This is a genomic window from Kribbella sp. NPDC055110, assembly GCF_053607525.1.
In genome coordinates, this window is sequence record NZ_JBSGTS010000034.1 from 46,250 (window position 1) to 57,626 (window position 11,377).

At 69.9% G+C, this 11,377-nt stretch carries 9 protein-coding genes; 4 read left to right on the forward strand and 5 right to left on the reverse strand.

All coding sequences use genetic code 11. The annotated features are described in order from the left end of the window. The first annotated feature begins 43 nt into the window (after nucleotides 1-43). A complete protein-coding gene (locus ACWF0M_RS34435; RefSeq protein WP_452239930.1) occupies nucleotides 44-2,578 on the forward strand; it encodes a DUF4097 family beta strand repeat-containing protein in 2,535 nt (844 codons plus the stop codon). 54 nt (nucleotides 2,579-2,632) lie between these two features. Here ACWF0M_RS34435 and ACWF0M_RS34440 read toward each other — a convergent pair whose 3' ends face one another. From ACWF0M_RS34440 to yczE, 3 genes are all read right to left on the reverse strand, one after another. Further along, complete coding sequence (locus ACWF0M_RS34440) at nucleotides 2,633-2,929, reverse strand: DUF1905 domain-containing protein (RefSeq protein ID WP_452239931.1); 297 nt, start codon at nucleotides 2,927-2,929, stop codon at nucleotides 2,633-2,635. Next, the gene (locus ACWF0M_RS34445) at nucleotides 2,926-3,507 is read right to left on the reverse strand and encodes a TetR/AcrR family transcriptional regulator (RefSeq protein ID WP_452239932.1); all 582 of its coding nucleotides are present in this window, start codon (nucleotides 3,505-3,507) and stop codon (nucleotides 2,926-2,928) included. The genes ACWF0M_RS34440 and ACWF0M_RS34445 overlap by 4 nt, the downstream gene beginning before the upstream one ends. Nucleotides 3,508-3,674: 167 nt before the next feature. Continuing rightward, entirely contained in the window at nucleotides 3,675-4,334 is a 660-nt protein-coding gene (gene yczE / locus ACWF0M_RS34450) for a membrane protein YczE (RefSeq protein ID WP_452239933.1), read from the reverse strand. Between the two features lie 63 nt (nucleotides 4,335-4,397). On the opposite strand from yczE, the gene yczR reads away from it, so the two are divergent. Together yczR and msrA are read left to right on the forward strand one after the other, a co-directional pair. Beyond that, entirely contained in the window at nucleotides 4,398-5,840 is a 1,443-nt protein-coding gene (gene yczR / locus ACWF0M_RS34455; protein WP_452239934.1) for a MocR-like transcription factor YczR, read from the forward strand. A gap of 310 nt (nucleotides 5,841-6,150) precedes the next feature. Further along, nucleotides 6,151-6,795 carry a peptide-methionine (S)-S-oxide reductase MsrA gene (gene msrA, locus ACWF0M_RS34460; RefSeq protein ID WP_452239935.1) on the forward strand — a complete coding sequence of 215 codons (645 nt, stop codon included), beginning with the start codon at nucleotides 6,151-6,153 and terminating at the stop codon, nucleotides 6,793-6,795. 23 nt (nucleotides 6,796-6,818) lie between these two features. Here the strand turns inward: msrA and ACWF0M_RS34465 are convergent, their stop codons facing one another. Both ACWF0M_RS34465 and ACWF0M_RS34470 read right to left on the reverse strand, forming a co-directional pair. Then, on the reverse strand, nucleotides 6,819-7,781 hold the full coding sequence (locus tag ACWF0M_RS34465) for a lysylphosphatidylglycerol synthase transmembrane domain-containing protein (RefSeq protein WP_452239936.1): 963 nt from the start codon (nucleotides 7,779-7,781) through the stop codon (nucleotides 6,819-6,821). 4 nt (nucleotides 7,782-7,785) lie between these two features. Then, entirely contained in the window at nucleotides 7,786-8,820 is a 1,035-nt protein-coding gene (locus ACWF0M_RS34470; protein WP_452239937.1) for a glycosyltransferase family 4 protein, read from the reverse strand. 134 nt (nucleotides 8,821-8,954) lie between these two features. Between ACWF0M_RS34470 and ACWF0M_RS34475 the strand changes: the two genes are divergently transcribed. Next, nucleotides 8,955-11,249: a CDP-alcohol phosphatidyltransferase family protein gene (locus ACWF0M_RS34475; protein ID WP_452239938.1), complete on the forward strand. Its 2,295-nt coding sequence runs from the start codon at nucleotides 8,955-8,957 to the stop codon at nucleotides 11,247-11,249. Nucleotides 11,250-11,377 lie beyond the last annotated feature (128 nt).

Below are 11,377 nucleotides of genomic sequence, written 5' to 3' on the forward strand. Positions count from 1 at the left end.
GAACAATGCGAGCTGCCGGAGCCGCGCGGAGCGAGGTGCGGGCGTGAGCGAGTCCTACCCGGAGAACCCGCGCGGTGTCCGTGAGCGGGTCTCGCGCTGGAGCACGACCCGGCGGGGCACGAAGACGCTGAAGGCGGCGTACGCGCAGGCAGCCCGCGACGTGAAGCGGATGGACCCGGCCGTCCGCGAGGCGATCGGCCGCTCGAACATGACCCGCGCCGATCTGCAGCAACTGGCGAGTCTGCACGTCGACGCCCAGTTCCGCCCGGACCGGTACGGCGACATCTCGCAGCGACTCGGTGCGGAAGCGGCCGCCCGTACCAACCCCGCTCCCGGCCAGACGCGGAACCCGCTGCGCCGGATCGCCAACGGGTACTCGCGCTGGCAGGACAGGCGACGGGGGACGAAGGCGCTCAAAGCCGCGTTCACGCAGGCGGCGCGGGACGTCAAACGCACGGATCCGCAGGTCCGATGGGAGATCGGCCGGTCGGAGATCAACCGCGCGGACCTCGCGGCGCTGGCGTCGAGCCGGATGGATCAGGTGTTCCGGCCCGAAGGCCGGTTCCAGAACGTGCCCGGGCAGCAGAACCAGAACGCAGCAGGGCGGCAGAACGAGAACGGAGCCGGGCGGCAGGCGCCGGGCATCCAGTCCCGGGACGCGGTCCGGCAGGCGCCGTCGCCGCAGCAGTCCGAACAGATGACCCAGCGGATCGCGACGCTGCAGCAGGCGATCCTGCAGGCCCAGCAGCAGACACTCACGCTGATGGAGGAGAACAACCGCCTCCAGGCGGAGATGCGCCAACTGCTCGAGGCGCGCGTCCAGCAACTCCAGCAGGAAAACGCCGCGAACCCGGCCTTGGAGCCCACTCAGCAACGTGAAGGCGCCAACCAGCTGGAGACAGGCGACCAGCAACCAGACGAACGCCGCGCCGAAGGCGAGGCCGAGCTCGGCGAAGCCCGCACAGAGGGCGAGGCCCAGGCCGCCGAGCCCCGGGCCGCTGGTGAAGCCGAGCTCGGCGAAGGCAACGAGCCTCGGGCCGCGGGCGAGGCCGAGGTCGGTGGTGAGGCTGAGGTTGGCGAGGCTCGGGCTGAGGGTCAGCAGGCTGAGAGCGGTGAGCGGCCGGCGGTGGGCGCGGCCGAGGTCGGGGAGAACAAAAACGGACCTGAGCTCGGTGAGGGCGGAGAGCCACAGGCGACGCAGGGCGGCCCGGTGGTCGAGGGTGCAGAGCCGCAGGCGGTACCTGCCGCCGAGCGCTGGACGAAGTCGTCCGCAACCCAGGGCGCGTCCGTCCTTGACGCCGAGGCGCAACAGGAGCGTCAGTCCGCCAACGAACTGGACGCCCCCGCAGCCAACACGCAGGACCCGGCAACCACCCCAGAACCAACCGTCGACCCCCAGCAAACAAACACCAACCAGCAACTGCCCGGCCCCCAACAGCCTGGCGTCAACCCGCAGGGGCCTGGTGTCAACGGACAGCCGCCGCGTGGTGCCGATCCCCGGGAGGCTGCGGCCGACGCGCAGCAACCGCAAGAGTCCGCGTCCGGGGAGAACCCGAGGAGCACGCCCTCGACCCGTCGGGAACTCGTGGCAGACGCAGCCGGGCCCGTCACCATCGATGCCGCACTACTGCGATCGGCCGGCAAGGTCTCGGTTCGGGTCGACCCCAACTGCACACAGGCCACGATGGTGATCTCGACCACCGACACCGACGGCCCCTCGGCCGAGGCCGTGAACCGCGCGACGCTGACGCAGAACCGCGAAGGCGTGCTGTCGGCGAACGTCGCCGGCCCGTCGAACGGCGGGATGACCATCACCGGTGCCAATGGCCGGATGTCGATCGGCCAAATCAGCGGCGGAGTGATCACCACCGGCAATGGCATCCAGATCTCCGGTTACAACGGTCCGATCAGCGTCAACGGCGTACAGATCAACGGCAACGGTGCCGGCGTGACGCCGCCGTCGCCGATCGAGATCACCGCCGTCGTGCCACCGGGCAGCGCGCTCAGCGCACGGACCCAGAGCGCCGACATCGAGGCGAGCGGCCTCGACACTGTCGACGCAAAGACCCAGTCCGGAGACGTGAACGTGGACGCCGCGAGGACCGTCACTGCTGAGACCCAGTCCGGAGACGTGTCCGTCGGCCGGGTCCAGGACCTCGACGCGAGGGCACAGAGCGGGGACGTGTCGGTCGGCCGCGCCGAGGGCGAGGTGCGGGCGAAGACACAGAGCGGGAGCGTTTCGGTCGACCAGTTCGCCGGCGGGACAGCGCGCGTGGGCTCCATGTCCGGCAACGCCCGGATCCACGTTGTCGATCCGGCCGCGAACGGGCCCAGGATCGTCCGCGCCGATTCGATGTCCGGCAACGCAACCGTCAGCACCTCGAGCGAAGGGGTCGCGCAGAACCTGAACGCCGACGCGACGTCGATGACCGGTCGCGCCAGCGCGCCGCCGCGTGCGTCCGCCGCGCCACTGCACCAGTCGGGCCAGGGCGCCACGTCGGACCAGGGCGCCAGGCCGGACCACCAGATGCCGGGCCGGCAGTCGCCCACGGTCCGCGGGCCTGCCTCGGAAAGGTGACACGGGACACCGCCGCGTCGTAGGTCCACCGGAGGCACTTCACCACAAGGGTTGTCAGAAGTCGGTCAGCGTCAGCTGTGTTTCTACTGGAGTGCCTTCGGTGAGGTTCTCCGCGGTTCGGACCGGCTTCTTGACGGGGAGGACGTACGTGCCGGTTTTCGTCGGGAACACGGACGTCTGCCAGGTACTGGCGCCGACCGTCACCGTGACCCGCACCGACCCGAAGCCCTTCCGGCGCCCCTCGGTCAGGTCCGTGATCTCGTCGCTGACATCCTCCGGCACCGTGACGAAGTACCAGCTGCCTTCGCCCGGGTACTGCCACAGCGGCGCCGTGAACCGGTACCCGCTCACTCGCCCACCGGGGTCCCGCGGCGAGCAAGAACCGCGGTCGCAGCGTCCAGCAGCACCGCTCGGATCTCCGCGTCGCTGACCGAGAGATCGAGCTCGGCGGACATCGCCGCCCCGACCGTCTCCACCGCGGCAGCGGCACGCACCCGATCGGCAGCCGTCGGATTCGGCCCGGCCTGCCACAGCTGGAACCGCCGGCTCCGGGCGATCAGCTCGTCGAGGTCGTCTCCGAAGGCGGCGAGTACGGCGGCGATGTCGCGGAGCAGTGTCGGACCGGTCGCCCGGTGCGCGATGATCACGTCGACGTACGCCCCGAGCGCCTGCTGCTCGTTCTCCGACGACCACTCCAGCGTCTCGGTGAGCCGCAGTACCTCGAACAGGTCGTCGAGGAACGTGCCGACGATCGCGCGCAGGAGCTGTTGCTTCGACGAGTAGTGGTAGTACACCGACGCCTTGGTGATCCCGACCTGCTCGGCGATCTCGCGCAGGCTGGTCTTGTCGTACCCCTGGGTCGAGAACAGGTCGACCGCGGCGCGATGGATCTCCGCCTCGGTGTCCCGGGAACTGGTCGAGCGCTGCACGTCACCACTTTCTCACCCTCACCCGCCCGATCAGCCACGGAGGAGCGTGAAGTGGAGCCGGTCTGCTGACTTGAGCTCCATCTTGTCCAGCAGTTGCTTGATCAGTTCCTGATCGGGAACGACCGCCACGATGCATTGCTCCTACTCTCCGGCTCGCCACATCGTGGCTACTCGCGCTTCAGGCGGACGGTGAAGATCGGCAGCAGGACGTGGACGAGCGGGCCGATCGAGAGCGCGTAGACGACGGTCCCGACGCCGATCGAGCCGCCGAGCAGGAAGCCCGTCGCGAGGACGGTCAGCTCGAGGGAGGTCCGGACGAGGCGGACGCTCAGACCGGTACGGCGTACCAGGCCGGTCATCAGGCCGTCGCGGGCACCGGGCCCGAACTGCGCGCCGATGTAGAGGGCACCGGCCACTGCGTTGAGGACGACACCGGACAGCATGAACACGATCCGCAGCCAGAGCGCGTCCGGGCGGTCGACCGTCGCCAGCGTCAGGTCGGCGACCAGGCCGATGACGATCGCGTTGCTGATCGTGCCGAGGCCGGGCCACTGGCGCAGCGGGATCCAGGCGAGCAGTACGACGAAGCTGACCGCGATCACCACGACCCCGAAGCTGAGCGGGAGGTGCTTGGTGATGCCGGAGTGGAACACGTCCCACGGGTCGAGGCCGAGGTTGCCCTGGATCATTAGGCCCATCGAGGCGCCGTACAGGGTCAGGCCGACGTACAGCTGCACCAGGCGGCGCGGGAGGTGGCCTGCCTTCAGTTGCTGGATCGGGTTGAGGGGCGCGAGCTGACGCGGCGGGGCATCGGAGGTGGCGGTCACGAGATCGAGTATCCGGGGTAAGTGGCCTGGCATTCGATAGCCAGTTGCGGGATAGTGGACTGCATGCGAGCCCGTTATCTTCCCGCCAGCACGTTAAGCGGCCTGCTCGGCGAGTGGGCCGACGGGACCGGTCCGGCGTACCGGGTCCTGGCCGAGCGGCTCCGGCTGCTGATCGCGGACGGGCGGATCATGCCCGGGTCGCGGCTGCCGAGCGAGCGCGAACTGACCGAGGCGCTGGGGGTCAGCCGTACGACGGTGGCGTCCGCCTATCGCGCGTTGCGTGACAGTGGCTACCTGACGAGCCGGCGTGGTTCGGGGAGCGTCACCGCGCTGCCGTCGAAGGTCGAGCCGGAGCTCGGGCGGCACCACGCGCCGGGCATCGACACGGACGGGCTGTTCGATTTCACCTGCGCGGCGCCGGCCGCGGTGCCCGGGATCAGTACGGCGGTGGCGTCGGCGGCCGGTGAGCTGCCGATGCACCTCGCCACGCCCGGGTACCACCCGCAGGGCCTGCCGGTACTGCGTTCCGAGATCGCGGCGGCGTACTGCGAACGCGGGTTGCCGACGACGGCGGATCAGATCATCGTCACCGCCGGAGCGCTCGCCGCGACGTCGATCGCGGTACGGGCGATCACGCAGATCGGCGACCGCGTCCTCACCGAGAGTCCGACGCACCCGAACTCGGTGGACGCGATCCGGCGCAGCGGTTGCCGCGTGGTCGCCGTACCGATGTCGCCCGGCGGCTGGGACCTGCCCTTGCTGGAGGCAACGATTCGGCAGACGGCGCCGCGGGCGGCGTGGATGGTGGTGGACTTCCAGAATCCGACCGGTTTCCTGATGTCCGCGGCGGATCGGCAGCGGCTAGCGCGGGCGTTCGCGCGGTCACGGACGACGGCGATCGTGGACGAGACGCTGTTCGAGCTGTCGCTGGACGGGCAGGAGATGCCGCCGCCGTTCGCGTCGTACGACCCGGACGGGGTGATCACGGTCGGGTCGGTGAGCAAGTCGTTCTGGGGCGGGTTGCGGATCGGGTGGATGCGGTTGCCGGAGGCGCTGGTCGCGCGCGTACTGGACGCGCGGGCGTCGATGGACCTAGGTGCACCGGTGCTGGAGCAGCTGGTCGTCGCGGACCTTCTGCGGCGCCGCTCCACTTTGCTGCCGGAGCGCCGGGCGTCACTGGCGGAGCGGCGAGATGCGCTGGCGGCCGCTGTGTCCGAGGAGCTTCCCTCGTGGAAGTTCCGGCTGCCGTCGGGCGGGCTGTCGCTGTGGTGCGAGCTGCCCGAACCGGTCGGCTCCAGCCTCGTCGGCGTCGCCCAACGCAACGGCGCGCTCCTCGTCGCCGGGTCCCGGTTCTCCCCCGACGGCGGCCTCGAGTCGTTCATCCGCCTCCCGTTCACGCTGGACGTCGACTCGCTACGCGAGGGGGTCACCCGCCTCGCCGCGTCGTACGCGTCCCTGACCACAGCCGGCGCTCTCACTCGGCGGACTGGGGTGATGATCGCGTAGGGCGGACGTCCGCCACTCACCAACCTCCCGAGGCCGGACCGGCTCGCGCTCAGGCGCCGCGTTCGAGCGGCCCGATGCGGCTGTTAGTGAGTGGCTCAAGTCCGCACCTCCACCGCATCGCCCGCTAATGCGAACGCCCAGGCCATCACAATTGGCTCCGTCTGCCGCGCGCCCGCTGGGAGCCGCCCGGAGCGCGCAATTGTGATGGCGTGGCGGTTCGCACGTCATCGTGCCGTAAGGGGTGTGGGGAAGGTTCGCCTGACCGGGGGCGTTGAGGGACTATGAGAGTCACACTGCGAGAGGCGTGAGAATGTCGTTCTTCAGCCGCAACACCGCCATGGTCGAGCCGCAGGCCGCACTGCCCGGCCGGCCCACCCCCGGCTTCGCCGTACCGGACGAGAACATCGTCCTGCACACGCCGCAGACCGCTGCCGCGCCCGAGGGCTTCGAGGAGGTCTGGTTCGGCACCGGATGCTTCTGGGGCACCGAGGAGATCTTCTGGCAGCAGCCGGGCGTGTACACCACGGCCGTCGGGTACGCGGGCGGTTACAGCCCGAACCCGTCGTACGAGGAAGTCTGCACCGGGCGTACCGGTCACGCGGAGGCCGTCCGGGTCGTGTACGACCCGACCAAGACCACCTTCACCGACCTGCTGAAGGTCTTCTGGGAGACCCACGACCCGACCCAGGGCATGCGCCAGGGCAACGACCTCGGCTCCCAGTACCGCTCGGCCGTCTACTACACCACCGACGCTCAGCGCGCCGAGGCCGAACGCACCCGCGACCTCTACGCCCCCGTCATCAAGCCCCTCGGCTACGACGACATCACCACCGAAATAGCCCCCGCCACCACGTTCTACTACGCCGAGGGCTACCACCAGCAGTACCTGTTCAAGAACCCCAACGGCTACCGGTGCCACAGCAACACCGGCGTGCCGTTCCCGGCTGACGCCTGATCCACCGCGATGCCCCTGGACTCTTAAGAGTTCAGGGGCATCTTGGCGTTTTGGCGCGCAACCAGCAGGACGACGGCTCCGGGCAGCGTTGCGACCAGGGCGAGCAGGCCGTAGACGACCGCGACGGTGACGCCGAGCGCTGCGCCCAGGCCGAGCGAGCTGAACGCCCAGGCGGCCGCGCCCTCGCGTGGGCCCCAGCCTGCGATGTTCGTCGGCACCGCCGAGGCCGTCAGGACGACGAGTGCCAGCGGCAGCAGCCGGGCCGGCGACACGTCCGCGCCGGTTACTCGTACTGCGATCAGGAAGACGGCAGCGTGGCCGAGTACGGCGACGGTGGAGGCGAGCAGGATGCCCGGCCAGGCCCGCGGCGCGAGGACCGCATCGCGGAGGTCGCTGGTGAAGGCGCGTCCGATCCGCGAGGAGAGGCGACGTCCTTTCAGATGAAGGAGTACGGCGACCACGCCAGCGACGACCGCGACCCCGACAGCGGCCGCAGGAGCAAAGGCGGGCCAGGACAGCAGGAGCAGTACGCCCACCGTCAGCACGATCTGTACTGCAAATCCCGACGTCCGCTCCCACGCGACGGCTCGCAGGCTACGGCCCAGGTCGCCGGCCTCGCGCCCGTGACGTACGGCGCGGTGTACGTCGCCGACCACCCCACCGGGCAGTGTGGCGTTGAGGAACTGGGACCGGTAGTACGCGGCCACCGCGGTCCTCAGCGGCATCTCGACGCCGAGCCCGCCGGCGATGAGCCTCCACCGCCAGGCACAGCACAACGTGGTCAGCGAGGTGATCGCGACCGCGGCGGCAAGCGGCCAACCGGTCGTCAGCCGGAGCCCGTCCACCAACGGGCCCGTGCCTACTCGCCACACGAGAACGGCGAGGATCGCGGCGCCGCCCACGACGCGCGCCCAGGTCCAGATGCTTCGGCTGATGACGGTTCCGATCTCGTAGTTCGTACCAACAACACGGCTGCCGGCTGCCACTGGTTCATCCGGCGACGTCCGACAGCACGTCCGACAGCTCGCGTGCGGTCTGTAACCAGTCGGACAGCGTCAGGCGCCGGGATTCGGCCGCCACGCGCAACCGCACGCGCTCGAAGGGGTCACCCAGCCATCGGCGCAGCGCCTGTGCGAGAGCCTGTGGGTCGCCCGGCGCGACCAGCAGGCCCGGTCGGCTCCCGTCGCAGGCTTGGCCAAGAGCCTCCGGTACGCCGCCGACGTTCCTGGCCACGACCGGCAGCCCGCGGGCGAGCGCCTCGGTGACGACCATGCCGTAGGTCTCGGCCCGGGACGCCAGTACCAAGGCGTCCGCCTGTGCGTAGGCGCGCTCGAGTTCGGCGCCCGCGAGCGGGCCGGTGAAGCACACCCGGTCGGCCAGGCCCAGGTCCTTGGCCTGCCGCTGCAGTCCATCGACGAACTCCACATCGAGGTCCATTGAGCCGACGAAAACGCACCGCCAGGCCGGATCGTCCACCATGGCCAGCGCCTCGAGCAGGAGGTCGGGACCCTTGGTCGGGGTGAGCGCTCCGACACAGAGCAACCGCCCGCCGGACACCGAACCCGATGCCAGGTCGGCAACGTCGACGCCCGGGCGCACGACGTACATGCGATTCTCGGGCAGCGAGTAGTGGTCGAGCAGCCACTGCCGGGTCCAGTCGCTCGTGGCCACGATCGCGGATGCCGCCGACAGCGCGGCGACCTCGCGCGCCTCGTCCCGCGGCATGTGCAGGAGTACGACGAGCCGTAGGCGGTCGGCCTCAGGCTCCAGCACCTCGGGGAGCACGGACGCCAGCAGGCCATCGACCAACACCAGTTCGCCGTTCGGGACCCGGGCCAGCGCCGCGCCCGCGGCCGAGCGGGCCGCCGCGTCGGGAAGGGGCCACTGGCCGGCCACGGCGTACTCGTGGACCGACCAGCCGAGTGCCGTGAGTCCGTCACAGATCCGGCGGTCGTAGACGTTGCCACCGCTCGGCCGCCGCGGATCGTCGATCCCATCCGGGAGCAGGAAGTGCACCTGCCTCACAACGACCGCTCGCCGGGTTCGCAGATCCAGAACGCGCGTGGTTCTATCGGCACCTCAGTCTCCTTCTCCCGGCCGGATGAACCGGTGCGACGCTGTTCTCGTATCACTCTCGTACCCGTAGCTACGGAGGCATTGTGCGTCTGGTTCAGGGTCGAGTACGCCGCCGCGTCCTGACCGGCCCGCTCGCCGGCTTCGCTGGTCTGCTCGTGCTCCTCGGCGTACTTGCAGCGGTCACCGGCCTCGACGTGGCCGGCTGGGCGATCGGCGTTGCCTCCGGAGCCGGCCTCGCCGCGCTGCTCGCCCGTGCGATGGTGCATCACGGTCGTGACGGGCTGGGGCCCGCGGACAGAGTGACACTGACCCGCGCGGTCCTCGCCTGCGGGGTCGCGGCGCTCACGGCCGACTCGTTCGGCGGCCGGGCGCCGGTGGCGATCGTCGTGGCCCTCGCGACGATCGGGCTGGTCCTCGACGGGGTGGACGGGAAGGTTGCCCGGCGTACCGGCACCGTTTCGGCGTTCGGAGCGCGCTTCGACATGGAGGTCGACGCGTTCCTGATCATGGTCCTGTGCGTGTACGTCGCACCTTCTGTGGGCTGGTGGGTGCTTGCGATCGGTGCGGCCCGCTATCTGTTCGTGGCCGCCAGTTGGGCGTTGCCGTGGTTGCGCGGTTCACTCCCGCCTCGCTACTGGGCCAAGGTGGTCGCCGCGATCCAGGGCATCACCCTGACTGTCGCTGCGACCGGCATCCTGCCCGATGCGGTGACCACGGTGCTGGTGCTGATCGCCATGGGACTGCTGGCCGAGTCGTTCGGCCGTCACAGCTGGGGGCTGTGGCGCCAGGCCGGAAGTCCGCCCGGCACCCGCGCCGCCGTGACGTCGGCGCTCGCGGTGCTCGTGCTCTGGGCTGCGCTCGTCGTACCGGACCACACCGGCAACCTGTCGCCGGCCGCCTTCCTCCGGATCCCGCTCGAAGGCCTGGTGTTCGTCATACTCGCCTGCGTACTGCCGTCGAGAATTGCGCGGATCCTCGCACTGATCGGCGGTCTCCTCGTCGGGGTGCTGCTGATTCTGCGGCTGCTCGACAGGGGCTTCTACTTCGCCTTCGACCGCGCCTTCCATCCCGTGTACGACGCGGCGTACGTCGGCTCCGCGCTGAGCCTGCTCGGCGACTCGATCGGCCGCGTCGGCGCCCTCGCAGTCTTCATCGGAGCCGGAGTCCTCTGTCTGGCCCTGCTTGCTCTGCTGCCGTTTTCGGCAGTGCGGGTGACCCGGCTCGTGGCGAGACATCGGCGGCCGACAATGCGGATCGTTGCCGTCCTGGCCGTGATCTCTATCGTGCCCACGTTGGCCGGCGCCTGGCCCGTTCGACAGCTCGCCTCGGCCTCCGCAGTCCGGCTCGCCACGCAGGTCGGTGAGGACGTCCGCGACCAGCGGGAGTTCGAAAGCGCGCTCAAGCAGGACCCGTTCCGCAACACCCCGGGCAACGACTTGCTGACCGGGCTGAGAGGCAAGGACGTGCTCCTGGTCTTCGTCGAGAGCTACGGACGAACGGCGCTCGACTCGCCTGTCGTCGGGTCGGCGCTCGGGGCCGGGGACCGGCGGCTGCAGCAGGCAGGCTTCTCCTCGCGCAGCGGCTTCCTCACCTCGCCGACGTTCGGCGGTATCAGCTGGCTGGCGCACTCCACCCTGCAGTCCGGGCTCTGGGTGAACAACCAGCAGCGGTACGACCACCTCATCACCCTCGACCGGCTCACTCTCACCGACGCGTTCGGGCGCGCGGGCTGGCGGACAATCGCCGACGTACCGTCCAACGACGAGGACTGGTCAGTGGCGAAGACGTACTACCACTACGACAAGGTCTACGACCGCCGGAACGTGGGGTACGTCGGGCCGTCGTTCAGCTATGCCTCGATGCCAGACCAGTACACCCTGGCCGCGCTCCAGCGGCTGGAGTTGGACAAGCCGAACCGCGCTCCCGTCATGGCCGAGGTCGACCTGGTTTCCAGCCACACGCCCTGGGCACCGCTCCCCCGGCTGGTCGACTGGAGCCAGGTGGGTGACGGCTCCGTCTTCGACCCGATGCCGGCCGAGGGCGACTCACCGGAAGACGTATGGCGGCAGCCGGACCGGGTGAAGGCGGCGTACGCGCAGTCCATCGCGTACTCGCTTGACGCCCTGACCTCGTTCGTACAGCAGCTCCACGACCGCAACCTGGTGCTCGTCGTCCTCGGCGACCATCAGCCGGCCAGCATCGTGTCGGGCAACGGCGCGAGCCACGACGTACCGATCAGCATCATCGCCGCCGACCCAGCTGTGACGGATCGGCTAGCGGCCTGGGGCTGGCGAACCGGGCTGCGACCGGCCGCCGGCGCCCCGGTCTGGCCGATGGACACCTTCCGCGACCGCTTCCTCACCACCTACGCCCACTAGCCCAGTCCAGCTGACGTCTAGGTGGGCAAGCTGTAGTGTCCCGAGTCGGAAGTTCGTGCCATAAGTTCGGCGGGGTTCGACGCACGCCCAGGAATTCGCGGCGCTCGGGCCTCCCCAAACCGGTGTGG

What these genes read in the sequence shown, in the direction of transcription:
- yczR (WP_452239934.1), top strand. Translation starts at nt 4,398, where the DNA reads ATGCGAGCCCGTTATCTTCCCGCCAGCACGTTAAGCGGCCTGCTCGGC.
- msrA (WP_452239935.1), top strand. Translation starts at nt 6,151, where the DNA reads ATGTCGTTCTTCAGCCGCAACACCGCCATGGTCGAGCCGCAGGCCGCA.